At 68.4% G+C, this 24,741-nt stretch carries 24 protein-coding genes and 1 tRNA gene; 12 read left to right on the top strand and 13 right to left on the bottom strand.

Going from position 1 to position 24,741, the window contains the following annotated elements; translation table 11 throughout:
• The first annotated feature begins 36 nt into the window (after positions 1-36).
• Complete coding sequence (gene purU / locus AC1DEL_RS11520) at positions 37-903, top strand: formyltetrahydrofolate deformylase (protein ID WP_092289875.1); 867 nt, start codon at positions 37-39, stop codon at positions 901-903.
• Between the two features lie 172 nt (positions 904-1,075).
• Here purU and AC1DEL_RS11515 read toward each other — a convergent pair whose 3' ends face one another.
• Positions 1,076-1,846, bottom strand: a complete 771-nt coding sequence (locus AC1DEL_RS11515) for a DeoR/GlpR family DNA-binding transcription regulator (RefSeq protein ID WP_177219831.1) — start codon at positions 1,844-1,846, stop codon at positions 1,076-1,078.
• A gap of 181 nt (positions 1,847-2,027) precedes the next feature.
• Between AC1DEL_RS11515 and AC1DEL_RS11510 the strand changes: the two genes are divergently transcribed.
• The 6 genes from AC1DEL_RS11510 to AC1DEL_RS11485 all read left to right on the top strand — a co-directional run bounded on the left by AC1DEL_RS11510 (position 2,028) and on the right by AC1DEL_RS11485 (position 8,100).
• Entirely contained in the window at positions 2,028-3,146 is a 1,119-nt protein-coding gene (locus AC1DEL_RS11510; protein WP_092289872.1) for an ABC transporter ATP-binding protein, read from the top strand.
• 1 nt (position 3,147) lies between these two features.
• On the top strand, positions 3,148-4,257 hold the full coding sequence (locus AC1DEL_RS11505; protein WP_092289870.1) for an ABC transporter ATP-binding protein: 1,110 nt from the start codon (positions 3,148-3,150) through the stop codon (positions 4,255-4,257).
• Positions 4,254-5,138, top strand: coding sequence for a carbohydrate ABC transporter permease (locus AC1DEL_RS11500; protein ID WP_477125764.1), 885 nt, complete (start codon positions 4,254-4,256; stop codon positions 5,136-5,138). Before AC1DEL_RS11505 ends, AC1DEL_RS11500 begins: the two co-directional genes overlap by 4 nt.
• On the top strand, positions 5,131-5,958 hold the full coding sequence (locus AC1DEL_RS11495) for a carbohydrate ABC transporter permease (protein WP_092289866.1): 828 nt from the start codon (positions 5,131-5,133) through the stop codon (positions 5,956-5,958). The genes AC1DEL_RS11500 and AC1DEL_RS11495 overlap by 8 nt, the downstream gene beginning before the upstream one ends.
• A 31-nt stretch (positions 5,959-5,989) precedes the next feature.
• On the top strand, positions 5,990-6,298 hold the full coding sequence (locus AC1DEL_RS11490) for a DUF2160 domain-containing protein (protein WP_149135621.1): 309 nt from the start codon (positions 5,990-5,992) through the stop codon (positions 6,296-6,298).
• Positions 6,299-6,372: 74 nt separating this feature from the next.
• Entirely contained in the window at positions 6,373-8,100 is a 1,728-nt protein-coding gene (locus tag AC1DEL_RS11485) for an ABC transporter substrate-binding protein (protein WP_477159083.1), read from the top strand.
• Positions 8,101-8,165: 65 nt separating this feature from the next.
• On the opposite strand, the gene AC1DEL_RS11480 is transcribed toward AC1DEL_RS11485, so the two are convergent.
• Complete coding sequence (locus AC1DEL_RS11480) at positions 8,166-10,172, bottom strand: diguanylate cyclase domain-containing protein (RefSeq protein ID WP_255370658.1); 2,007 nt, start codon at positions 10,170-10,172, stop codon at positions 8,166-8,168.
• Positions 10,173-10,399: 227 nt separating this feature from the next.
• Positions 10,400-11,248, bottom strand: coding sequence for a LysR family transcriptional regulator (locus AC1DEL_RS11475; RefSeq protein ID WP_092289860.1), 849 nt, complete (start codon positions 11,246-11,248; stop codon positions 10,400-10,402).
• Between the two features lie 82 nt (positions 11,249-11,330).
• Here AC1DEL_RS11475 and AC1DEL_RS11470 point away from each other — a divergent pair, with 82 nt between their 5' ends.
• Positions 11,331-11,930 carry a cysteine hydrolase family protein gene (locus AC1DEL_RS11470; protein ID WP_092289858.1) on the top strand — a complete coding sequence of 200 codons (600 nt, stop codon included), beginning with the start codon at positions 11,331-11,333 and terminating at the stop codon, positions 11,928-11,930.
• A 159-nt stretch (positions 11,931-12,089) separates the two neighbouring features.
• The gene (waaC, locus tag AC1DEL_RS11465) at positions 12,090-13,133 is read left to right on the top strand and encodes a lipopolysaccharide heptosyltransferase I (protein ID WP_477125763.1); all 1,044 of its coding nucleotides are present in this window, start codon (positions 12,090-12,092) and stop codon (positions 13,131-13,133) included.
• Here the strand turns inward: waaC and AC1DEL_RS11460 are convergent.
• From AC1DEL_RS11460 to AC1DEL_RS11435, 6 genes are all read right to left on the bottom strand, one after another.
• Positions 13,106-13,777, bottom strand: a complete 672-nt coding sequence (locus tag AC1DEL_RS11460) for a hypothetical protein (protein WP_255370657.1) — start codon at positions 13,775-13,777, stop codon at positions 13,106-13,108. The genes waaC and AC1DEL_RS11460 overlap by 28 nt on opposite strands.
• A gap of 93 nt (positions 13,778-13,870) precedes the next feature.
• A complete protein-coding gene (locus tag AC1DEL_RS11455) occupies positions 13,871-15,049 on the bottom strand; it encodes a c-type cytochrome (RefSeq protein WP_477125762.1) in 1,179 nt (392 codons plus the stop codon).
• Positions 15,049-15,861 carry an ABC transporter ATP-binding protein gene (locus AC1DEL_RS11450; RefSeq protein WP_477125761.1) on the bottom strand — a complete coding sequence of 271 codons (813 nt, stop codon included), beginning with the start codon at positions 15,859-15,861 and terminating at the stop codon, positions 15,049-15,051. The genes AC1DEL_RS11455 and AC1DEL_RS11450 overlap by 1 nt, the downstream gene beginning before the upstream one ends.
• Positions 15,855-16,898, bottom strand: coding sequence for an ABC transporter permease (locus AC1DEL_RS11445; RefSeq protein WP_477125760.1), 1,044 nt, complete (start codon positions 16,896-16,898; stop codon positions 15,855-15,857). The genes AC1DEL_RS11450 and AC1DEL_RS11445 overlap by 7 nt, the downstream gene beginning before the upstream one ends.
• Before the next feature lie 4 nt (positions 16,899-16,902).
• Entirely contained in the window at positions 16,903-17,937 is a 1,035-nt protein-coding gene (locus tag AC1DEL_RS11440; RefSeq protein WP_092289849.1) for an ABC transporter substrate-binding protein, read from the bottom strand.
• 61 nt (positions 17,938-17,998) lie between these two features.
• The gene (locus tag AC1DEL_RS11435; protein ID WP_092289847.1) at positions 17,999-19,090 is read right to left on the bottom strand and encodes an LLM class flavin-dependent oxidoreductase; all 1,092 of its coding nucleotides are present in this window, start codon (positions 19,088-19,090) and stop codon (positions 17,999-18,001) included.
• A 201-nt stretch (positions 19,091-19,291) separates the two neighbouring features.
• Between AC1DEL_RS11435 and AC1DEL_RS11430 the strand changes: the two genes are divergently transcribed.
• The 3 genes from AC1DEL_RS11430 (at position 19,292) to AC1DEL_RS11420 (ending at position 22,895) form a co-directional block, all read left to right on the top strand.
• On the top strand, positions 19,292-20,512 hold the full coding sequence (locus AC1DEL_RS11430; protein WP_092289845.1) for an acyl-CoA dehydrogenase family protein: 1,221 nt from the start codon (positions 19,292-19,294) through the stop codon (positions 20,510-20,512).
• A gap of 128 nt (positions 20,513-20,640) precedes the next feature.
• Positions 20,641-21,273, top strand: a complete 633-nt coding sequence (locus tag AC1DEL_RS11425) for a cysteine dioxygenase family protein (RefSeq protein ID WP_092289844.1) — start codon at positions 20,641-20,643, stop codon at positions 21,271-21,273.
• The gene (locus AC1DEL_RS11420) at positions 21,270-22,895 is read left to right on the top strand and encodes a rhodanese-related sulfurtransferase (protein ID WP_477125759.1); all 1,626 of its coding nucleotides are present in this window, start codon (positions 21,270-21,272) and stop codon (positions 22,893-22,895) included. The genes AC1DEL_RS11425 and AC1DEL_RS11420 overlap by 4 nt, the downstream gene beginning before the upstream one ends.
• 7 nt (positions 22,896-22,902) lie before the next feature.
• On the opposite strand, the gene AC1DEL_RS11415 is transcribed toward AC1DEL_RS11420, so the two are convergent.
• The 4 genes from AC1DEL_RS11415 to rnhA all read right to left on the bottom strand — a co-directional run bounded on the left by AC1DEL_RS11415 (position 22,903) and on the right by rnhA (position 24,735).
• A complete protein-coding gene (locus tag AC1DEL_RS11415) occupies positions 22,903-23,226 on the bottom strand; it encodes a YnfA family protein (protein ID WP_092289840.1) in 324 nt (107 codons plus the stop codon).
• Positions 23,227-23,352: 126 nt separating this feature from the next.
• A tRNA-Val gene (locus AC1DEL_RS11410) sits at positions 23,353-23,427 on the bottom strand.
• A 116-nt stretch (positions 23,428-23,543) separates the two neighbouring features.
• Positions 23,544-24,269 (bottom strand): DNA polymerase III subunit epsilon, encoded by a 726-nt coding sequence (dnaQ, locus tag AC1DEL_RS11405; protein ID WP_092290837.1) that lies wholly within the window; start codon positions 24,267-24,269, stop codon positions 23,544-23,546.
• 28 nt (positions 24,270-24,297) lie between these two features.
• Positions 24,298-24,735, bottom strand: a complete 438-nt coding sequence (gene rnhA / locus AC1DEL_RS11400) for a ribonuclease HI (RefSeq protein ID WP_092289838.1) — start codon at positions 24,733-24,735, stop codon at positions 24,298-24,300.
• Positions 24,736-24,741 lie beyond the last annotated feature (6 nt).

Below are 24,741 nucleotides of genomic sequence, written 5' to 3'. Positions count from 1 at the left end.
GGCCTGCCACATGATGATTTGCCCGATTTGCCTACGATGAGCGCCACCGGATTTATCCTTACCCTTTCGTGCCCGGACCAGCCGGGCATTGTTCATGCTGTTTCCGGCCTGCTGTTCCAGCACGGCTGCAATATTGTCGATTCCGACCAGTACGGCGACGAATTCACGGGCCGTTTCTTCATGCGCGTGCATTTCATGCCCGCCCCCGGCGGCCCGGACCTCGCCGCGCTGCGCCAGGCCTTCGCGCCGGTCGGTGACCAGTTCGGCATGCAGTGGGATGTATTCGACGCCACCGTGAAGCCGCGCGTGATGATCATGGTGTCCAAGATCGGCCACTGCCTGAACGACCTGCTGTTCCGCGCCAAGGCGGGCGGGCTGCCGGTGGAGATCGCCGCGATCGTCTCGAACCATCGTGACTTCTACCAGCTCGCCGCGTCGTACGACGTGCCGTTCTTCCACCTGCCGCTGATGAACGCGTCCGCCGAGCAGAAGTCCGCGCAGGAAGCGCGCGTGTTCGAGGTGGTGCGTGACCAGAACATTGATCTGGTGGTGCTGGCGCGCTACATGCAGGTGTTGTCCGACGACCTGTGCCGCAAGCTGGCCGGCCGCGCGATCAACATCCACCATTCCTTCCTGCCGAGCTTCAAGGGCGCCAAGCCGTACTACCAGGCGCACGACCGGGGCGTGAAGCTGATCGGCGCCACGGCGCACTATGTGACGGCCGACCTCGACGAAGGCCCGATCATCGAGCAGGAAATCGAGCGCGTGGACCACAGCATGGACCCCGAGCAACTGACCGCCGTCGGCCGCGACGTGGAATGCGTGGCGCTGGCCCGCGCGGTCAAGTGGCATGCCGAACACCGCATCCTGGTGAACGGGCACAAGACCGTCGTCTTCAAGTAAACGGACGGTATCGCACCAAGGGGCGCTGACGCTCTCCCCCGGCCCCTCTCCCGCAAGCGGGAGAGGGGAGCAAACCGGCAGCGCGTGACAGGCCGAGGGTGTTCCTCCCCTCTCCCTCCGGGWGWGGGGTCGGGGGAGAGGGACGGCGCCGGTCAAGGACACCGCCCCCGCTTCATTCCCCGTCCGCCACCACACAATTCACTCCACTGTCCGCCAGCATCTGCACAAACGGCGGCCGTAGCGGCTCGTCCGTGAACAGGCGGTCGATGCTGGAGAGTGGCGCCAGTTCCACCATCGCCTGACGGTTGAACTTGCTGGCATCGGCCGCGAGCCACACCTCGCGCGAGTGCTCCATGATCGTGCGCGCCACCTTCACTTCGCGGAAATCGTAGTCACGCAGCGTGCCGTCGGTCTCGATGCCCGAGATGCCGATCAGGCCGATATCGACCTTGAACTGGCGGATGAACTCCACCGTGGCCTCGCCGATGATGCCCCGGTCGCGCGAGCGCAGCACGCCGCCGGCCACGATGACCTCGCAATCGGGGTTGTCGGCCAGGATATTGGCCACGTGCAGGTTGTTGGTGATGACGCGCAGCCCGCGGTGATGCATCAGCGCGCGGGCAATTTCCTCCACCGTCGTGCCGATGTTCAGGATCAGCGAGCAGCCTTCCGGCACCGCCGCCGCCACGGCCCGCGCGATGCGCACCTTGCCCTCGGCATGCAGCACCTGCCGCTGCCGGTAGGCGATGTTCTCGGTGGTGGACCCATCCATCCGCACGCCGCCATGAAAACGCGCGAGCATGCCGTTTTCCGCCAGCAGATTCACATCGCGCCGCACGGTTTGCAGCGTCACGCCGAACTTGCGCGCGAGTTCGTCGATGGAGGCAAAGCCCTGGTTGCGGACTTCCTCGAGCAGGGCGGTCTGGCGGGGATTGAGCGTCATGTGCCGCATTCTAGTTCAAACACAAACGAAAACAAATGATGCACTGCACGATTGTTTTGTGTTCGTTTATTTGCTAAAACGAGCGGGATGCCATGAATAGTGCCCCTCGGTCACGGTTCTGAATGTGATCGAACAAGCACGCCAATGCAGTTCGAACACGAATCGAACCGATGGAGACCGGATGCAACTGAGCCTGGACGGCGTTGCGCAGCAGGTGGGATCGCAAGCCTATCTTTATCCGATGTCACTGGCGCCTGTACGCGGGGCCGTGACCATTCTCCTTGGGGCCACCCAGGCGGGCAAGACCTCGCTGATGCGGGTCATGGCGGGGCTGGACAAGCCCAGCGCGGGCCGGGTACTGGCCGACGGGACCGACGTGACCGGCGTGCCGGTGCGCGAGCGCAATGTCTCGATGGTCTACCAGCAGTTCATCAACTACCCCTCGCTTACCGTCTTCGACAACATCGCCTCGCCGCTGCGGCTGCGCAACGTGCGCGGGCCGGAGCTGGACACCCAGGTCCGCGCAATCGCCGGCCGGCTGCGCATCGACCACCTGCTGGCGCGCTACCCGGCGGAGTTGTCCGGCGGCCAGCAGCAGCGCGTGGCGCTGGCCCGGGCGCTGGCCAAGAACGCGCCGCTGATGCTGCTGGACGAGCCGCTGGTCAACCTCGACTACAAGCTGCGCGAGGAATTGCGCGAGGAGCTGACCCAGCTGTTCGCCCATGGCGACGCCACGGTCATCTACGCCACCACCGAACCGGCCGAGGCGCTGCTGCTCGGCGGCTACACGGCGGTGCTCGATGCCGGCGAACTGCTCCAGTACGGTCCGACCCCCGAGGTCTTCCACTATCCCGCCTCGCTGCGCGTGGCGCGGGCGTTTAGCGATCCGCCGATGAACCTCGTCGAAGGCCGGCTGGAAGCGGGCCGCGTAACGCTGGCCGGGAACATCGTGATTCCGCTCCCCGACGTGCAGGCGCCCGATGGCCCGGTCACGGTGGGCGTGCGCGCCGCCGCGCTGCGGCTGGCCGCCGTGCCCGGCGCGGTGGCCGTGCCGGGCAAGGTGGCGCTGGCCGAACTGTCCGGCTCCGACACCTTCGTCCACCTCGATACGGCGATGGGCAACCTCGTGGCGCAGTTCGCCGGGGTGCTCGACCTGAAACTCGGCGCGCCGCTCTCGCTGCATCTGGAGCCGGCCCATCTCTACCTGTTCGACGCCGCCGGCCTGCGCATCCACGCGCCCCAGCGGCCCGGCGCGCTGGCCGATGTGGTCAGCACGCCCATCACCGAGACGGGTGGCTGAGATGGCCAGGATCGACCTCGACCTCGCCCATTCCTACGTCGCCGAACCGAAGACCGATGAGGACTACGCGCTGCTGCCGCTGCGCTTCACCTTCGAGGATGGCGGCGCCTACGCGCTGCTCGGGCCCTCCGGCTGCGGCAAGACCACGCTGCTGAATTGCGTGTCCGGCCTGCTGCGGCCCTCGCAGGGCACGATCCAGTTCGATGGCCAGGACGTGACCGCCGCCACCCCGCAGGCGCGCAACATCGCCCAGGTGTTCCAGTTTCCGGTGATCTACGACACGATGACCGTGGGCGAGAACCTGGCCTTTCCGCTGCGCAATCGCGGTGTGCCGGCGGCCCAGGTCAAGGAGCGGGTGGGCAAAGTCGCCGAAATGCTAGACCTGTCGGCTTCGCTGGACCGTCGCGCGAGCGGGCTGGCGGCGGACGCCAAGCAAAAGATCTCGCTCGGGCGCGGGCTGGTGCGGCAGGACGTCTCGGCCATCCTGTTCGACGAGCCGCTGACCGTGATCGATCCGCACCTGAAATGGCAGCTGCGGCGCAAGCTCAAGGAAATCCATCACGAATTCCGGCTGACGCTGATCTACGTGACGCACGACCAGACCGAGGCGCTGACCTTCGCCGATCAGGTGGTGGTGATGTCGCGCGGCAAGGCGGTGCAGGTGGGCGCCGCCGATGCGCTGTTCGAGCGGCCCGCGCATACCTTTGTCGGCAATTTCATCGGCTCGCCGGGCATGAACTTCCTGCCGGGGACGTGGCGCAACGGCGCCATCGAGGTGGCCGGGCGCCGCTACATGCCGGAGCTGCCGGCGGGCATCGGCGCCGCGCTGGAGGGCGCCGGCACCTTCAAGGTGGGGGTGCGGCCCGAGTACCTGCAACTGGCCGCCGCCGACGACCCCCAGGCCATGCCGATGCGCGTGACGCGCGCGCAGGACATCGGCACGTACTGGCTCGTCACCGGCACGGTGGCGGGGGAGGGCGATCAGGCCGGCGGCATCCTGCGCGCCCGGCTCGGCACCGAGGCGGCCACCCTGGCCCCCGGGGACACGGCGTGGCTCACGGTGTTCAATCGCCACACCTGCTTCTATATCAACGAGGAACTGGTCCAATGAAGCCCGTCAACCAGAAGGCCTGGCTGCTGGTGCTGCCCGTGGTGCTGTGCGTGGCGTTCTCCGCCATCCTGCCGCTGATGACCATCGTCAATTATTCGGTGCAGGACATCATCTCGCCGGAGCGCCGCGTGTTCGTCGGCACGGAATGGTTCCGCACCGTGCTGCGCGACGGCGAACTGCACGACGCCCTGGTTCGCCAGCTCGGCTTCTCGCTGGCCGTGCTGCTGGTGGAGATCCCGCTCGGCATCCTGCTGGCGCTGGCCATGCCGGCCAAGGGCTGGCGGGCGTCGGCGGTGCTGGTCATCATCGCGCTGTCGCTGCTGATTCCATGGAACGTGGTCGGCACGATCTGGCAGATCTTCGGCCGCACCGACATCGGCCTGCTCGGCGCCGCCCTGGAGGCGATGGGATTCGACTATAACTACACGGGCAGCGCGGTGGATGCCTGGGTCACGGTGCTGGTGATGGATGTCTGGCACTGGACCCCGCTGGTGGCGCTGCTCTGCTACGCCGGGCTGCGCGCGATTCCGGACGCCTACTACCAGGCGGCCCAGATCGACGGGGCGAGCCGCTTCGCCGTCTTCCGCTACATCCAGCTCCCCAAGCTGCGCGGCGTGCTGATGATTGCCGTGCTGCTGCGCTTCATGGACAGCTTCATGATCTATACCGAGCCCTTCGTGCTGACCGGCGGCGGGCCGGGCAACGCCACCACCTTCCTTTCCCAGTACCTGACCCAGAAGGCGGTGGGCCAGTTCGACCTGGGGCCGGCGGCGGCGTTCTCGATTGTCTACTTCCTGATCATCCTGCTGACCTGTTTCATCCTCTATAACTGGATGCAGCGCGCCGGCACGTCCGGCGGGGAGGAGGTGCCCCATGGCTAGTCAACACGCCAGCAACCGGGCCGGCGCATGGCGGCCGGTGTTCCTGGTGGTCTACCTGTTGTTCGCCATCGTGCCGATCTACTGGATGGTCAACATGTCGTTCAAGACCAACGAGGAGATCCTGACCACGCTGTCGCTGTGGCCGGCGTCGTTCACGCTCGAGCACTACCGGACCATCTTCACCGATGCCTCCTGGTACTCCGGCTACATCAACTCGCTGATCTACGTCGCCCTGAACACGGTGATCTCGATCAGCGTGGCGCTGCCGGCGGCCTACGCGTTCTCGCGCTACCAGTTCATCGGCGACAAGCACGTGTTCTTCTGGCTGCTGACCAACCGCATGACGCCCCCGGCGGTGTTCCTGCTGCCGTTCTTCCAGCTCTACACCACCATCGGGCTGATGGACACCCACCTCGGCGTGGCGCTGGCGCATCTGGTCTTCAACGTGCCGCTGGCGGTCTGGATCCTGGAAGGCTTCATGTCCGGCGTGCCGCGCGAGATCGACGAAACCGCCTATGTGGACGGCTACTCGTTCCCGCGCTTCTTCCTCACCATCTTCCTGCCGCTGATCAAGGCCGGGGTGGGCGTGGCGGCGTTCTTCTGCTTCATGTTCAGCTGGGTGGAACTGCTGCTGGCGCGGACCTTGACCTCAGTCAATGCCAAGCCGATCGTCGCCACCATGACCCGAACGGTGTCGGCCTCCGGCATGGACTGGGGCGTGCTGGCCGCCGCCGGCGTGCTGACCATCGTGCCGGGCGCCATCGTGATCTGGTTCGTGCGGCACTACATCGCCAAGGGCTTCGCCATGGGCCGCGTGTAGCGCGCCCCGGTCAAAGAGAGGAGTTCGTCACATGTTGAGCTGGATGGTCTGGACCACCCCGGTGGCGGTGTTCTTCGCGCTGGTGGTGGTGATGTTGATCGGCATGACGGTCTGGGAGGCGCGCTCCCCCACGGTCATGCGCAAGGGCTTCCTGCCGATTGCCACCACGCGCGGCGACCGGCTGTTCATCGGGCTGATGTTCGCCGCGTGGATCAACCTGGCCTGGGTAGGGCTGGGCGAGAAGATGCAGACCTGGTTCGGGCTGGCGGAGGAACCGTCGATCTGGATCAGCGCGGCCATCGCGGCCGTGGTGCTGCTTGTGGTCATGCGCCGTGGCTGACGCCCGCCGGCGCGCGCAGTCGTTGCCGTTCCATCATTCCATTATTCCAATAGGAGACACTGATGAAAGTGCACGTGAAGTTGGGGATGTCGGCCCTGGCCATGGCGGCCACGCTGGCATGCGGCGGGGCGCGAGCCGACGAGGCCGCCGCGAAGAAGTGGGTGGACAACGAGTTCCAGCCGTCGTCGCTGGCCAAGGACAAGCAGATGGCCGAGATGAAGTGGTTCATCGACGCCGCCGCCAAGCTCAAGGCCAAGGGTGTGACGCAGATCAATGTGGTGTCGGAGACCATCACCACGCATGAATACGAGTCCAAGACGCTGGCCAAGGCGTTCGAGGAAATCACCGGCATCAAGGTCAACCACGACCTGATCCAGGAAGGCGACGTGGTGGAGAAGCTCCAGACGTCGATGCAGTCCGGCAAGTCGATCTACGACGGCTGGATCTCCGATTCGGACCTGATCGGCACCCACTACCGTTATGGCGCGATCCTGCCGCTGACCGACTATATGAACGGCGCCGGCAAGGAATTCACCAATCCCGGCCTCGACGTGAAGGACTTCATCGGCACCAAGTTCACCACGGCGCCGGACGGCAAGCTGTACCAGCTGCCCGACCAGCAGTTCGCCAATCTGTACTGGTTCCGCGCCGACTGGTTCGCCCGCAAGGACCTGCAGGACAAGTTCAAGGCCAAGTACGGCTATGACCTCGGCGTGCCGACCAACWGGTCGGCCTACGAGGACATCGCCAACTTCTTCACCAACGATGTGAAGGAGCTGGACGGCAAGAAGGTCTACGGCCACATGGACTACGGCAAGAAGGACCCCTCGCTCGGCTGGCGCTTCACGGACGCCTGGCTGTCGATGGCCGGCACCGCCGACAAGGGCCTGCCCAACGGCATACCGGTGGACGAGTGGGGCATCCGCGTGGCGGAGGACAAGTGCACGCCGGTAGGCGCCTCGGTCTCACGCGGCGGCGCCACCAACAGCCCGGCGGCGGTCTACGCGCTGACCAAGTACATCGAATGGATGAAGAAGTTCTCCCCGCAGCAGGCCATGGGCATGACCTTCTCCGAAGCCGGCCCGGTGCCCGCGCAGGGCCAGATCGCCCAGCAGATCTTCTGGTACACGGCCTTCACGGCGGACATGACCAAGAAGGGCCTGCCGGTGGTGAATGCCGATGGCTCGCCCAAGTGGCGCATGGCGCCGTCGCCATATGGGCCGTACTGGAAGCAGGGCATGCAGAACGGCTACCAGGACGTGGGCTCCTGGACCTTCTTCAAGAACACCGACCCCAACCGCCTGGCGGGCGCGTGGCTCTACGCCCAGTTCGTGACGGCCAAGTCGGTCTCGCTGAAGAAGTCGCTGATGGGCCTGACCTTTATCCGCGAGAGCGACATCAACACCGACTACCTGACCAAGAACGCGGCCAAGTACGGCGGCCTGATCGAGTTCTATCGCAGCCCGGCCCGCGTGGCCTGGACGCCGACCGGTACCAACGTGCCCGACTACCCGAAGCTGGCCCAGCTCTGGTGGAAGAACGTGGCCACGGCGGTGACGGGCGAGAAGACCCCGCAGGCGGCCATGGACAACCTGGCCGAGGAGATGGATCAGGTAATGGCGCGGCTCCAGCGCGCCGGCATGACCAACTGTGCGCCCAAGCTGAACCCCAAGAGCGACCCGGCCAAGTGGCTGAGCACCGAGCACGCGCCTTGGAAGAAGCTGGACAACGAGAAGCCGAAGGGCGAGACCATCGCCTATGACAAGCTGCTCCAGGCGTGGAAGGAAGGCCGCGTGCGGTGATGCACCGGTGAGTCGGTAGGGGGGAGGGACGGTGGCGCCAGCGGTGGGGGCGCCACCGTTCCGTTTCAGGTTCCGGACATCGCGCCGGCGGGGGCGGTTGGGGCACCAACCGGCGCGCAATTCGGCGCGGCATGGCGGGCCTTGCCGTGGCGCTTGGCCTCGTAGAGCGCCATGTCGGCCCGCATGAACAACTCGCTGACCGACGAGCCGGTATCCGGTCGATGGATGGCGCTGCCCACGCTGGCCGTGGAGACGAGCGTCAGGCCATCCACGGGGAAGGGCCGCAGCGCGGCCTGCACCACGGTCTGGGCAATCCGTTCCACGGTGGCCGGGTTCGATACGTTGTCCAGGATGATGGCGAACTCGTCGCCGCCGATGCGGGCCACCGCGTCGCCCTTGCGCACGCAGGTGGCGAGCCGTTCGGCGAAGGACACCAGCAGGCGGTCGCCCACCGGGTGGCCGTAGGTGTCGTTCACCGCCTTGAAGTCGTCCAGGTCCACCAGCAGCAGCGCCGCGCGGTGGCCGCCGGCATCGGCGCGGGCCATGGTCTCGTTGAGCCGGCGATCGAAGCCCTTGCGGTTGAGCAGGCCGGTCAGGTGGTCGGACAGGGTCTGTGCCTCCAGCGAGCGCAGCTTCTGGCGCTCCCCGGTCACGTCGCGCGCGAACATGTGCAGGCCGGACACCGTGTCCTGGGCGTCGTTCCACGCCGGCTGGTAGGTGACCTCCCACGCCAGCCCATCGGCCGACTCGCGGGTAAAGGTGGTCACGCGTCCGGCGCGGGCCTCTTCAAGATAGGGCGCATTCGCCACATATTCCGGCGTGCCCCACAGCTCACGCAGCGACAGCCCGGCCACCTGATCGGCAGGGAGGCCGAAGTGGCGCGCGTAGGCCTGGTTCACGAAGGCGAAGCGTTCGTTGACGTCGATGAAGGCGACGAAGTCCGGCACATGGTTGGCAATCGCCTCGATCCGCTTCTCGCTGGCGGCGGCACGGTCCTTGGCGGCCTTCAGCGCGGCCTCTCGCTCGGAAAGCTGGTGCAGCACCTCGGCGAATGAGCCGGCCAGTTCGCCGATCTCGTCGTCGCGCCGCACCGGCAGGTCCGAGACGGCGGCGGGCTGCATCGCCAGTTGGCGCACCGTGCGGTGCAGGTGCTCGAGCGGGGCAAGCAGGCGGCGAATCACCAGCCACATCAGCGCGGCGGTAATCAGCAGGGAAAAGAAGCCGATCACGACCGTGCGCTGGCGGACGTCGATCAGCGGGGCATAGGCTTCCTCCGCCGGAAGCACCGCTACCACCTCCCAGCCATTCGACGACAGCAGGTAGCGCGACACGATGGGCTGAGTGGGCCAGAAGACTTCCCAGTCGGACTCGGCCTGCTCGGCGCCGCACATTTCGCCGAGGGCATGGGCCGGCGCCAGCACGCGGTCCGCCTCGGGGTGCAGCGCGTAGCGCGGATTGGCGCCGGCGGAGACCAGGCAGTAGTAGCCGGTCACGCCCACGCGGCTGTGCGCCAGTTCGCGCAGGAAGTTGTTGGCCGACAGGTTCAGCACGCCGCCCACCACGGCGCGCAGCTTGCCGTCCGTATCGCGCATCGGCACGGCGAGGATGACGCCCGGCGCGGCAGAGTGCTTGCCCTGCAGCAGGTCCGACACGGCGAACGAGGCGCCACGTTCGATGGCGCGGAAATAGTCGCGCTCGCCCACGGTCATCTTTACGCCTTCCGGCACGGCGGTGCTGAACGAGAGCGTGCCGTCCGGGCGGGCCAGGAACACGGCGTTGAAGCTCTCGGGCATATCGACAGCGTCGGTAGCCAGGGCCGACTGCTGGCGCGGGGTCTCGTCCAGATGGGGCGCAAGTGTGCGCGCGAGGCGGCGCAGTACCACCTCACGGGATTCGAGTTTTTCGTCGAGTTGGCCGGCGACCAGTTTGACCAGTGTGTCCTGCTGCGCCTGAAGCAGCGTCTTCAGGCTTTCATAGGCATAGAACTGGGCGTAGCAAGCGCGCGTCACGAGAATGACCGTGACCACGCCGGCTGCGGCGATCGCCATCCGGTACTTCAAGGAGTGCCGCATGAATCTCTTCTTGGTATTTGCACTGAACCCGTTTTATCGGCTGCCGGGCTTTGATCCACAACCCCCGCCCCTTGGCTGGCAACCGATTCGTAGCGTAGCAGACCGCAGGGCCGCGCCGGACGGCCTTTTCGGCAATCTGGTGCGGCATGCCACACGAGGTGGCGCATGCGCCGCGTGGGTCGTGCCGATGCAACAGGCGATGGTGGACCGGGGTGCGCGTTGTTGCGTTAAGGGCAGTCGGCGAGGGTGTCCGCCAGCCAGTCGATCACGGGCCGGAAGCGGGAGGCGCCCCGGAATTCGGCAGGGTAGGCGAGCCAGACCTCGCGTATCACCTCGGGCACCTCGCGCACCAGTTGCAACGCCGGATCGTCGTGGGCCAGGAAGTGGGGCAGCAGGGCGATGCCGAGCCCGGCGCGCACGGCGGCGCGCACCCCAAGCAGGCTGTTGGACTGGAACGAGAACGGCCGGCCGAGGGACTGCGGCCACGCCACTTCGGGGAGCGTGAAGCCTTCGTCGAGCAGGCCGCATAGCGGCGCGTCGTCGGCCACCGGCCCGCGTGCGGAGGCATAGAGCCCGAAGCGCAGCGTGCCGGCGCGCTGGGCCACCAGTTCGCCCTCGTGCGGGCGGTTCAGCCGCACGGCGATATGGGCGCGGCGCCGGGCGAGGCTGGTGACGCGGTTGTCCACCTCGAGCCGGACTTCCATATCGGGGTTCTGCGCGTAGAGCGACGGCAGCCGGGGCGTCAGGAAGTCGCTGCCGAGCGCCGCCGTGGTCGCCACACGGACCACGCCAGACACCCCCGCGCTCGCGCCTTCCATCTCGCGCAGCAGGCGGTCGGCCGATTGCTCCATTTGCCGCGCCGCCGTCAGCGCATTGCGGCCCACGCTGGTCAGCACGAAGGTGCCGTCGGTGCGCGTGGCCACGGGTTTGCCGAGCGCCGCCTCCAGCCGGCGGATGCGTCGGATCGCCGTGGCGTGGGTAATGTCCAGTTCCCGCGCGCAGGCCGAATAGCTGCCGGCCCGGATCAGCGTGGAAAGCGTGAGCAGGTCGTCCCAGGAGATTGTGCTTTTTTGCACAGTGAGTGTGAGTTCGTGGCGAATTGGCGCACAGCATAGCCTGCCCTACGCTGCGTGCATACCCAACTAGGAGAACCGCCCCATGTCCGCGCCCTTCACGCTGCTCGACGCCGCCGGTGCCAGCCGCACCCCTGCCGCCTGGGAAGCCGCCGTGCTGGTCCTGATCGACCATCAGCGCGAATACATCGATGGCAAGCTGCCGCTGACCGGCATGCCCGAGGCCGTGGCGGCCTGTGCCGACCTGCTGGCGCGCGCCCGTGCCCACGGCACGCCGGTGATCCATGTGGTGCATCACGGCAAGGCCGGCGGCGCGTTCGACCCGGCCGGCCCGTATGCCGCGATCATCGAGGGGCTCCAGCCCGCGCCTGGCGAGGAAACCGTGGTCAAGCAGCTGCCGAACAGCTTCGCCGGCACCGAGCTGGACGCCCGGCTGGCCGCGCTGGGTAAAAAGGAACTGATCGTGGCCGGCTTCCAGACCCATATGTGCGTCAGCGCCACCGTGCGGTCGGCGCTCGACCATGGCTACCGCGTCACGCTGGTGGCCAGCGCCTGCGCCACGCGGGATTTGCCCGATCCGCTCGGCGGGGAGCCGCTGGCAGCTGCCGAACTGCACCGGGTTACGCTGGCGGCGCTGAATGACCGGTTCGCCACGGTGGTGCCGGACGCCTCGGTCTGGCAATAGGGGGGAGCCGGGCTGGGCGAACTGGCCCTGTGACGCCCCGGGCGCGTAGGGGGTGTGGATGGCAGGTCCGACCGCGGCCCGCCCGGGCGGCTCAGGCATACTAGCGCCTTCGCGCCCCGGGCCCCATCGCCCGCGCGCCCATCCGCTGCCCCCGATTTCATGAAGCGAATCCTGCTGATCAAGATCACCTCGCTCGGTGACATGGTGCATACGCTGCCGCTGGTGTCCGACCTGCGCCGCGCCTATCCCGACGCCGCCATCGACTGGGTGGCCGACGCCTCGTGCGCGGACATTCCGCGCTGGGCCATCGGCGTAGACCGGGTGATTGCGCCGCCGCTGCGGCAGTTCAAGAAGAACGGCAAGAAGTGGAAGGACCTGCGCGGCATCCTGCGCGCCGTGCGTGAGTTGCGCCGCGAGAAGTACGACGTCGTGGTGGACGTGCATGGCGTCTACAAGAGCGCGATCGTCGCCCGGCTGGCCCGCTCGCCGCGCCGCTTCGGCTACGCCGCCGAATTCCTGGGCGAGGCGAAGGCCGAATTCGCCTACACCGACATTTTCGGCCCGCATGGCAACGCCACCTGCCGCGAAAAGATGCGGCTGGTGACGGCCAACGCGTTGGGCTACACCTATCCCGAAGCCGAGACCAACGCGCTGCGCATACCGGCCCCGGCCACCCCGCTGAACACGGACGGCGTGCCGCGCGCGATGCTGTTCCATGCCACCTCCGCCGAAATCAAGAAATGGCCGCAGGCCCATTGGATTGCGGTGGGCCAGTCGCTGGCGGCGCGCGGGTTCCGCGTGCAGCTGCCGTGGGGCTCGGAGAAGGAGCACGAGGAGTCCCGCGCGCTGGCCGCCGCGATTCCGGACGCCGAGGTGCTGCCGCGCATGTCGATCACCGAGGTGGCGCAGCGTCTGGACGCCGCCGCGCTGGTCGTCGGCATGGACACCGGCTTTGTCCATCTGGCCGACGCGCTCGGCAAGCCCACGGTGATGATCTTCACGGCCACTTCGTGCGAGCACTTCGGCGTGCAGAAGCCGGGCCAGTCGGTGTCGATCGGCGACCAGGGCAAGCCGCCCTCGGTGGAGGCCGTGCTGGCCGCCATCGACTCCGTGGCGCCCAAGCTGCCGGGTCAGGCGGGTCAGGCGGGTCAGGCGGGTCAGTCGGGTCCGTCGCATCAGGCCGCCGGCAACGTGTCCGCGTAGGACCAGTACTCGAACTGGACGATCGTGGCGTTGCCATGGGTCGTCACCACATCCAGCATGCAGGGCCGCCGCCGGATCGCCATCCGGGCCAGGTAGCGCGCCGCGCCGGGCACACCGGGCGGCGGCTGGATGCGGTCCCCGTGGCGCATGGCCAGCCGCAGGATATGCACCGGCACGAAGCGGTGCGCATCGTTCATCGTGGTGTGCGCGGCGGCCGTGAACAGCAGCGGTGCGGCCGCCAGCCCGGAAAAGCGCTTGCGCAGCAGGGCCAGCGTGGTCGGGGCCATGGCCGAGCCGATGCCGGGCAGCGCCAGCGCGGTCAGGCCGCGCACATTGGCCGCCCACAGGCCGCCCACCACCAGCATGGGGTCGCGCTTCTCCACCGGCACCGTGTCCCGCAGCCCCTCCCAGATCGCCGTCATGTCGCCGTTCAGGTCGTACAACTGATAGCAGCCGCCAAAGCTGCGCTGGTAGCCGATGATGCAGTCAAGATCCTCGTCGAACACGGGGCGCGCGTCGCGCGGAATACGGGGCGGCCGGATCTCGAACAGGCCGGCGGACACGGCGTAGTGGCCGGTCCACGTCAGCGTCCGGCCGGAGACGGCCTGCAGGGTGATTTCATCGGGAAGGACATCGAGGGACATGCGCGGCGCTTTGTGGTGGGACGGAACCCCCACGGTAAGCACGGCGCCCGCTGCTGTCTTTGAGACGATTCTGAAAGTGCAAAAGCCCCCGGGCTAATGGACGAAGCCGCCCTTGATGAAGCGGACCGGCTCGGCGTCCATGCGCAGCAGCAGGGCGGTCAGGCCATCGACGGGGGCATCGACCGATGGATCCGGAGACTGGCGCGGTCCCCCGGACGTGCACAGCAGGTCCGATTCGCGCCACGCGGCCTGCCCCGGCGCCCCTCGGGCCCGCAGCCAGCCCTGGCGGTCGCTCAGCAGGGCGGTGCCCGGCAAGGCCGCCGGGGACACGCCGGCAATGCGCGCCATCACCGCCCACGCCTCGGACGCGGCGGCGACGCAGCCGGCCCGGAACTGCGGCACCTCGGCGGGCGCGTGGCCATCCGGCGTCACCAGCAGGGTCAGGAAGCGCGGGTCCTCCATCGGCAGCGCCGCGCGGCTATCCACGGCCACCAGCCGCACCCGCTGCGTCCCGCGCCAGTCGGCCAGCGAGCGGGGCGCCGCGCCTTCGCATTGCACGGGCATGTCCGGCAGGGCCAGCGCCGTGGGCCACGTCCCCTGCAGGCGCGCGCCGGTGCCGGCGGACAGCGCTTTCATATAGTCGATGACGGCCCAGACATCGGCGTCGCCCAGCGTGGCGCCGAACGCGGGCATGGTCGGCTGGCCGTCGCGGCCGCGCATGCCGGCCACGATATGCCAGAACAGCTCGCCATCGGCGCGGCGGCCCAGCAGCGGGCCGGCGAGCGTCGGCGGCCAGCGCGACAGCGACGCCGCCAGCGGGCCCTCGCCCCGGCCATCGTCGCCATGGCAGGCCGCGCAGTGCCGGGTATAGACCCGTTCACCCCGCGCGATGGAGGCCACGGCGAAGGGGGTAGGACTGACGTGGAAGCTGGTGGGGGCGGCGGGGCCGAGGACGAGGTCGGGCGCCGGCCATGGAGCGAGGATCAGGGCGAGCGCGCCGGCGCCGAACGAGGCCAGCCGGCCCCGTCGCCATGCCAGCGCCAACATCAGCGCGAGCAGCGCGAATGCCATCGCCCCAATGCTCCACGCCAGTTGCCGGGCCAGCCCGGGATCGATCAGCAGCGTCTCGCCGGCAATGCGCCGTGCCCACGGCCACGCCGGCTGGCCGTGGCTATCGCCCGTCAGGCCCAGCGCGTGGCAGAGCCGCAGCAGCGCAAGCTGCGCCGCCTGCAGCCCCGCCAGCAGGTTGTTGAGCCAGACCGAAGCACCCATCACCAGCTGGCATCGAGCCCCAGATGGCGCAGCGCTTCATGCCGCAGCGCAGTCAGGCGCGGATCGCCGCGATGGCGCGGGTAGGGCAGGTCCACCACGATCTCCGCCGTGATGCGCGCCGGCCGCTGGCTGAAGACGATCACGCGCTGGGCCAGGAACAGCGCCTCCTCCACATCGTGCGTGACCAGCAGGGCCGAGAACCGCGCGCGCTGCCACAGTTCGACGAGATCGCTCTGCATGGTCAGGCGCGTCAGGGAGTCCAGCTTGCCGAGCGGTTCGTCGAGCACGAGCAGGCGCGGGTCGTTGACCAGCGCGCGGGCCAGCGCCACGCGCTGCGCCATGCCACCGGAGAGCTGGTGCGGATACGCGCGGTCGAAGGCTTCCAGCCCCACGCGCCGCAGCGCCTCGTCCACGCGATGCCCCTCCTGCCGGGCGATGCCGCGTGCCTGCAGGCCGAGCGCCACGTTGGCGCGCACGCGGCGCCACGGGAAGAGCGTGGGGTCCTGGAAGACCACGATGCGCGACGGATCGGGCTCGGTGATCGGCGTGCCGTCCTGCAGGATCTGGCCGGACGTGGGCGCATCCAGCCCCGCCACCAGCCGCAGCAGCGTGGACTTGCCGCAGCCGCTCGGCCCCAGCAGCGCCACGAACTCGCCGGGCGCCACGCTCAGGTTCACGTTGTCCAATACGGGCAGGCGCTGGCCGGCATCGCCAAAGTCATGGCTGACGTTGCGGATGTCGATGCGCGCTCCGGCGCTGGCCTGGGCTGCCGGTGCTTCCGCCACGGGTTCACGTTCCAGCACGGCTACCATTTCACAGTTCCTTTCTGCCACGAGAGCGCGCGGTCGCGCACGGCGAACAACAGCGTGATGACGCTCGAGAACAGCAGCGCCATCACGATCAGCGCGGCGTACATGTTCACGTACGAAGCCCAGCCCTGCGCCCAGGTGAGGTACCAGCCCAGCCCGGACTTCACGCCCATCATCTCGGCCGTTACCAGCACCGAGAACGACGCGCCCAGCCCCATGAACAGGCCGACGAAGACCTGCGGCAGCGCGGCCGGAATCGCCACGCGCAGCACCAGGAACCAGCCGGAGGCGCCCAGCGTGCGCGCCACGTCGTAATAGCTCTTGTTGACGCTCGCCACGCCGGACCACGTGAGCACCGCCACGGGGAACGCGGTGGCCAGCGCAATCAGGAACACGGCGGCCGAGTAGCTCGACGGGAAGAAGTAGAAGGTCAGCGGCAGCAGTGCGGTGGAGGGCAGCGGACCCAGCACGCGCAGCACCGGGTGCACCCAGTAGCCGATGCGCCGCGACCAGCCAATCGACACGCCGATCAGGAAGCCCGCCACGCCGCCATAGGCCACGCCCAGCCCCAGCAGGCGGATGGTGTTGAGGACACTGTCGCCCAGGCGGCGCCAGTCATCCACATAGACCTCGATCAGGGCCTGCGGCGGCGCGAAGAACGGCGTGGGCAGCAGCGCGGCCTTGGCGGTGAGAATTTCCCAGCCGAGGAAGCCGAGCGGCAACGCCACCAGCCACGGCCCGGTGGGGCGCAGGGTGGCCAGCGTGCGGTGCAGCGGGGGGAGGCGCGATCCCGCCAGCGCCAGCCCGGCCAGCGCGGCAGCGACCACCAGCGCGGCGATGCCGAGTTCCTCGGTGTAGGCCCAGTCGGTGAAGCCGGCCACCTTGTTCGGCCAGCGCCAGGTGATGGCGCCGAACGCGGCCCAGGCCAGCGCGGCCAGGAGGCCGGTGGGCCAGAGGCGGCCCGGCCGGGCCACGGCGGCCTGGCGTGGCGCGTTAGCGGCGAGTCGCGCGTCGAGGGTGGAGGGACTCGTTGTGGTCATCGCATCATCCCAGTACGTTGGCGTAGACGTGCTGCGCCAGCCGCTTCGCGTCGGTGGACTTCTTCAGCACGCCGATCTTGCGGAAGTCGTCGGCATAGAAGGCGATTTCCTCCTGCAGGTCCACGCCGGTGGGGTGGTGGGTGTAGGTCAGCGTGGCGTAGAGCTTGCGCAGATCGTCCGGGCTGATCTTGGGCGAGTACTTGGCGAAGATCTTCGCGGCCTCGTTCGGGTTCTCGTTGACGAAATCCGTGGCCTGCACGATGGACCGCGCCAGTGCGGCGGCGGCCGGCTTGTCGTTGCGGACCAGATCGCCCCGGGCGCCGACCACGCAGCAGACCTTGCGCGCGTACTCGCCGGTCAGGTTGGTGGCCAGCTCCACGTAGGCGCCGTTGGTGCGTTTCTCCAGCAGGTAGAGATTGGGGTCGCCATCGGCAATCGCCTGGATCTCGCCCTTGTCGACGGCCACGCCGAGCAGGTCGGCGGGGTACTGCCGCCAGGTGATGTCGCGGTCGGGGTCGATGCCATTCTTGGCCAGCAGGATCGTGAAGAAGTGCTTGCCCGGCGCGGCCAGGTCGCTCACGCCCACGGTCTTGCCCTTGAGCGCCTGGAGGTTGGTCACCCCCGCCGCCTTGGCCCCCACCAGCCGCACGCAGCCGCCGTGGGAGCTGCCGATGATCTTGACGTCGAAGCCGGCTTCCAGCGGCTTGAGCCAGCGGTGGATCATGCCCACCGCCGCATCCGCCTTGCCGGTGGCAATCGACTCCAGCAGCTGGTCCGTGGAGCCGCTGTAGTTGATCAGATCCACCTGCAGGCCGTTCTTCTCGAAGAAGCCGCGCTCCTGCGCCACCACGATGGGCGTCAGGCAGAACGAATTCTGGTTCCACGCGAAGGTGAGCTTGCGCGGCGCCGACCACGCCTGCCGGCCCAGGATCAGCGCCGGGGCGGCGAGGGCGGCGCTGCCGGCCAGCCGCAGCACGCCGCGTCGGCGGGTGTTGGGCTGTGGCAGGTTGGGCGGATTCGATTCGTTGGATTGGCTCATGGTGTTGGAACTCCCCGTTTTCGTTGTTGTTGGGCGCACGCGCAGGTGGCCTCAGGCGGCCTCAGGCGGCCTTGCGGCTGGCTTCCGCATCGCGGCGTGCCACCAGCTCCCGTACGCGTGGAATCAGCTCGCGGCCGTAGTCGATGGCGTCCTCCAGCGGGTCGAAGCCGCGGATCAGGAAGGTGGTCACGCCGACGTCGTAGTAAGCCAGCAGGGCCTCCGCCACCTGTTCGGGCGTGCCGACCAGCCCGGTGGAGTTGGAGCGGCCGCCGGTCTCGCGGGCGATGGCGGTCCAGAGGCGCTGGTCCACGCGATCGCCCTGTTCGGCGGCGGCCAGCAGGCGGCGCGCGCCTTCGCTCTGCTGCGGGCCGCCCCGGCTGTAGCCGGCCTGCACGCGCAGCGCGCGGGTCCGTTCGAGGATGCTGTCGGCACGCGCCCACGCTTTCTCTTCGGTCTCCGCCAGCACCGGGCGGAACGACACCGAGAAGCGCACCTCGCGCCCGTGCTTGGCGGCTTCCGCCCGCACGCGGGTGGTCAGTTCGCGCACCTGGTCGAGCGATTCGCCCCACAGCGCGTAGACATCGGCATGCTTGCCCGCCACGGTCAGCGCCGCCTCGGACGCGCCGCCGAAGTAGATCGGCACATGCGGTTTCTGGGCCGGCTTGACCTCCGAGAAGCCCTGCGTGAAGCGGTAGAACTCGCCGTCGTGGTCGAACGGCTTGTCCTCGGTCCAGATGCGCCGCAGGATGCCCAGGTACTCGTCCGTGCGCGCGTAGCGCTGGTCGTGATCGAGGAAATCGCCGTCGCGCGCCTGCTCGCTGTCGGAGCCGCCCGAGATGAAGTGCACCCCCAGCCGGCCGCCGCTGAACTGGTCGAGCGTGGCGATCTGGCGCGCCGCCAGCGTCGGCGCCGTGAAACCGGGGCGGTGCGCCAGCATGAAGTGGATGCGCTCGGTCACGGCCGCCGCGTAGGCAATCGTCAGCGTGGCCGACGGGCCGGTGGAGTGGTGCGGCACCAGGACGCGGTCGAACCCGGCCTGCTCATGGGCCTGGGCGAACGCGCGCACATAGTCGCGGTCGATCACGGGGCCCGAGGGCGGATGGATCTCGGACTGCTTCTGGCTCTGGATCATGCCGATGAAATCGACGCTCATGGCGCGGGCCTCCTTGCGGGCGGTGTCAGGAATGACGAGCAAAGTACGCCCGGCGGGCGGTGGCCCCAAACGAATAAAAACGCGGCTCGATATGCGGCAGAAACCGTCGCTCGATATGCGATATGCGTCGTTATCGGCGCGGCGGGCGCGCGGTACGCTATGCGGCACTCATCGCACGATGCTTTCCCGAGATCCCCCATCATGGCTTCGACTTCCCCGCGTACCACCCTGCGCCGCCTGCCTGCGAGCGAGCCCCGGCTGGCCGAGTTGCTGGCGACGCTGACCGCCCGGCTGGCTACCACCGCCGCGCGCCATGACGCAGACGGCAGCTTCCCGCACGCGAACTTCGAGCTGCTGCACGAACATGGCCTGATCGCCCAGGTGGTGCCGCGCGACTACGGCGGTGGTGGGGCGGGGCTGGCGGAGGCACGCCGGATCATCGCGGCCGTGGCGGCCGGCGACCCGGCCACGGCGCTTGTCTTGACCATGACCTATCTCCAGCATCGCGCCATCGGCCGGGCCGATTCGCGCTGGCCCGAGGTGGTGCGCCGCGAGGTCTTCGCCAGCGCGGTGGAAGAGGGCGCGCTGATCAACTCGCTGCGCGTGGAGCCGGAACTCGGCTCGCCGGCGCGCGGCGGCCTGCCGGGCACCGTCGCCACGCGCGTTGGCGACCGCTGGCGCATTCGCGGCCACAAGCTCTACACCACCGGCATTCCGGCGCTGCGCTGGCTGGCCGTGTGGGGCCGCACGCACGAGCCGGAGCCGCGCGTGGGCATCTTCCTGGTGCCGAAGCCATCGGCCGACACGCCGGGCATCCGCGTGGTGGAGAGCTGGAATCACCTCGGCCTGCGCGCGTCCGGCAGCCATGAAACCGTGTTCGAGGACGTGTGGATTCCGCTCGACCATGCGGTGGACATCCGCCGGCCCGAGGCCTGGGCGCCAGCCGGGGCCAGCCAGGCCGACGTGGATGCCAATGCCGACCAGCAGGCGTGGATGGTGGGCCTGCTCGGCACGCTCTACGACGCCGTGGCGCGGGCCGGCTTCGACTGGATCCGCAGCTTCGTGCAGGACCGCGCGCCGGGCAGCCTGGGTGCGCCGCTCGCCACCCTGCCGCGCGTGCAGGAGACCATCGGCGAGATCGCCGCGCTGCTGCGCACCAACCAGGTGCTGCTCGACGATGCTGCCGCGCGGGCCGATGCCGGCACGCCGGCCTCGGCGACGGACAGCGGGCTGCTGAAGTACACCGTCACCGGCAATGCGATCCGGGCGGTGGAGCTGGCGCTGCAGCTGTCGGGCAATCACGGCCTGAGCCGCAACAATCCGCTCGAACGGCACTATCGCGATGTGCTTTGCAGCCGCATCCACACGCCGCAGAACGACGCCATCCTGACCGCCGCCGGCCGCGCCGCGCTGGCCGGTTGACCCATATCGGAACGATGGCTTCGTGCTATGTTTAAGGCCGCTGTTCGAGACAGGGCCGCAGCGATCGTCGCCATCCACAGACGGCCCACCGAACGGGATCACCGCGCGGACCACCGAGGAGACACGGGATGCACGACGCCCTGACACACCCCACGCACCCAGCGCGTACGCTCACGCCGCTGCGCGAGTTCATCACCGGCCTCTCGGCGCTGCTCGACCAGCAGCCCGATGAGCCTCGCATCCTGGCCGAAGGCGGCGCGCTGCTCGCCACGCTGGTGGCGCGCGACGACTGGCTGCCCGATGCCTTCGCCCAGCCGCACCCTGAGTACTACCAGCAGGTCCTGCTCCATTGCGATTCCGCCGAGCGGTTCTCGATCGTCAGCTTTGTCTGGGGGCCGGGGCAGCGCACGCCCATCCACGACCACACGGTCTGGGGGCTGATCGGCATGCTGCGCGGGGCCGAGTATTCGCAGCCGTACCGGATCGATGCCGAAGGCCGCCCGCAGTTGGACGGCGCGGCCACGCGGTTGGAGCCGGGCCACGTGGAGGCGGTGTCGCCCACGGTGGGGGACATCCACCGTGTGCACAACGCCTACGAGGACCGCGTCTCCATCAGCATCCACGTGTACGGCGCCAATATCGGCGCGGTGCGGCGGCACGTCTACCCGGAGGCGGGCGAGCGCAAGCCGTTTATCTCCGGCTATTCCAATTCCACCCTGCCCAATCCCTGGGATCGATCGAAGGAACCCGTTTCGTCATGACCGCTTTGCCCTCCGTCGTTCCCGCCGTGTTTCCCGCCGTCTCCAGCCTGTCCGTGCGGCAGGCGCTGCTCGGCCGCGCCGAGATCGCGCTGATCGACGTGCGCGAGGAAGACCCCTACGCCCAGGAGCATCCGCTCTGGGCGGCGAACTTCCCGCTCTCGAAGCTCGAACTGGAAGCGTGGCGACGGATTCCGCGCCGCGACACGCGGATCGTCGTCTATGGCGAGCATGCCGGTGAGGATCTGGCGCCGCGCGCGGCGGCGGTGCTGCACGGGTTGGGCTATACGGATGTGTCGCGGCTGGACGGCGGGCTGGCGGCCTGGATCGCCGCCGGCGGCGAGGTGTTCCGCGACGTGAATGTGCCGAGCAAGTCGTTCGGCGAGCTGGTGGAGGCGAAGCGCCATACGCCGTCACTGGCCGCGCAGGAAGTGCAGGCGCTCATCGACGAACGTGCCGATGTGGTCATCGTGGACGCGCGCCGCTTCGACGAATACCAGACCATGAGCATCCCCACGGCCACCAGCCTGCCCGGCGCGGAACTGGTGTTGCGCGTGCGGGAACTGGCGCCGGACCCGCAGACGCGGGTCATCGTGAACTGCGCGGGCCGGACGCGCAGCATCATCGGCACGCAATCCTTGATCAATGCCGGCCTGCCGAACCCGGTGGCGGCGCTGCGCAACGGCACCATCGGCTGGACGCTGGCGGGGCAGACCCTCGACCACGGCGCCAGCCGGCGCGCGCCGGTAGCGGTGGACGCCGCCCACCGCGAGCGGGCCCGTAGCGGCGCCCGGGCGATTGCCGACAAGGCCGGCGTGCAACGGATTGCCCACGACGCCGTGGCGACGCTGGCCCAGCCGGGGCGGACGCTGTACCGCTTCGACGTCCGCACGCCCGAGGAATATGCCGATGGCCACCTGCCGGGCTTCGCCAGCGCGCCGGGCGGCCAGCTGGTGCAGGAAACCGACCACAGCGCCCCGGTGCGCGGCGCACGGATCGTGCTGGCCGACGACGACCACGGCGTGCGCGCCGACATGACGGCTTCGTGGCTGGCGCAGATGGGCTGGGAAGTATTCGTGGTGGAGGCGGCGGGCGAACATGCTCGCAGCGAGCGCGGCACGTCGGCGGCGCCGGTGCCGGAAGCGGATGCCGTCGATTCCGTCTCGCCAGCCGAACTCGCGAAATGGCTAGAGGATGCGAGCGAGGGCGACATCGCCGTGCTCGACGTGACGGCCAGCGCCAATTACGTCAAGCGCCATATCCCAGGCGCCTGGTTTGCCATCCGCGCCCAACTGGCGCAGGCGCTGGCGACGATCCCTTCGGCAAAACGCTATGTGCTGACCTGCGGCACCAGCCAGCTCGCCCGCTTTGCGGCGGCGGACCTGAAGCGGCTCACATCGGCGCAGGTGGTGGTGCTGGAAGGTGGCACCACGGCCTGGATCGACGCTGGCCTGCCGCTGGAATCCGGCGAAACCCGCCTGGCCGTGCCGAGAACCGACCGCTACCGCCGCCCGTACGAAGGCACCGACAACGCATCGGCCGCCATGCAGGCCTACCTCGACTGGGAATTCGGCCTCATCGCCCAACTCGACCGCGACGGCACGCACTTCTTCGAGGTGGTTTGACGACGGGCTAAGCCCGCGGCTGCAACGCAATCAACGCCATGCCGGCAAGGCACACCACCGCGCCGGCCACATCCCAACTCGTCAGCCGCACCCCATCCACCACCCGCAACCACACCAGCGCCACGACGATATACATGCCGCCATAGGCGGCATACGTGCGCCCGGCGGCGGTGGGGTGGAGGGTTAGCAGCCAGGCGAACAGGGCGAGGGAAATTGCGGCGGGGATTAGCAGCAGCGCGCTCTTCCCCTGCTTGAGCACCAGCCACGGTAGGTAGCAACCGACGATCTCGGCAACAGCGGTGATGGCGAAGAGAAGGGTGAGGCGGAGCATTTAGGGAGGGGAAGCGGACGGGATGGCGCGATTGTGCCAGAGGGCACCGTGCATCCAACTTCGGCGGCGCCCCAAAGCAAAAAGGACCTGGGCTTTCGCCTCAGATCCTTTTTGGTCACCGTATTCTGGTGGGTGGTACAGGGATTGAACCTGTGACCCCTGCCGTGTGAAGGCAGTGCTCTACCGCTGAGCTAACCACCCCTTGCTGCGTCGGCGTCGTTGTTGCGTGACGTCGTGCAGTGGAGAAACGAGATTATGCAGATGCCGCAGTATCTTGTAAAGCCCTTTTTTCGGCATTCCGCGAAAAACTTCGCGGGTTACTGCAGCGTCGGCGTCGCTTCGGCGGCGTCCTGCCAGACGGTCTTGCCGCCGCTGGCCTTGTCGAGCTCCTTCAGCACGCCCATGTGGGCGGTGACTTCGTCGTCGGTGGCCAGCAGCACGGGCAGGGTCAGGGCGGAGAGGTCCGCCGCGGCCTGGGCGCCGGCGCCGTGGGGGCCGGCGTCGAGCATGTCGATGACCAGCGAGTTCTGGCCGCGCGTCATGGCCAGGTAGACCTCGGCGAGCAGTTCCGCGTCCAGCAAGGCGCCGTGCAGGGTGCGGTGGGCGTTGCTGATGCCGAGGCGGTCGCACAGGGCATCGAGCGAATTCCGCTTGCCCGGGAACATCTGGCGCGCCTCGCGCAGCGTATCGATCACGTTGGCGGCGTGCGAGCGGAAGGGCTGGTGGCCCAGCCGCTGGAATTCCATGTCGAGGAAGCCCAGGTCGAACGCCGCGTTGTGGATGATCAACTCGGCGTCCTGCACGAATTCGCGGATGTCGTGGACGACTTCGGCGAATTTCGGCTTGTCGGCCAGGAAATCGAGCGTGATGCCGTGGACGGCGATGGCGTCCTCGTGGATGTCGCGCTCGGGGTTGACGTAGTAGTGCAGGTGGCGGCCGGTCAGGCGCCGGTTCACCAGTTCCACGCAGCCAATTTCGATCAGGCGATCGCCGGTGGCGTGGTTCAGGCCGGTGGTTTCGGTGTCGAGAACGATCTGTCGCATGGCGGGCATTCTAACGGAGACGGGGTGGTTACACGGCGATGGACGCCACGCCGCGATTCGCCAGCGCGTCGGCCCGCTCGTTGCCCGGGTGGCCGTTGTGGCCGCGCACCCAGTGCCAGGAAATGGTGTGCGGCTGGCGTGCTTCGTCGAGTTGCTGCCACAGGTCGGCGTTCTTCACCGGCTTCTTGTCGGCCGTCTTCCAGCCGCGCGCCTTCCAGCCGGTGATCCACTCGCTGATGCCTTTCTGGACGTATTGCGAGTCCGTATAGACCTGGACCACGCACGGGCGCTTCAGGGAGCGCAGCGCCTCGATCACGGCCATCAGCTCCATGCGGTTGTTGGTGGTCGGGTTCTCGCCGCCGAACAGTTCTTTCTCATGGGTGCCCGCGATGAGCACGGCGCCCCAGCCGCCGGGGCCGGGGTTGCCCTTGCAGGCACCGTCGGAGTAAATCGTAACTTCTTGCATGGCGTG

The sequence above is a fragment of the Cupriavidus sp. 10L43_2 genome, from assembly GCF_056395265.1.
This window is presented reverse-complemented; position numbering and strand designations above follow the sequence as displayed.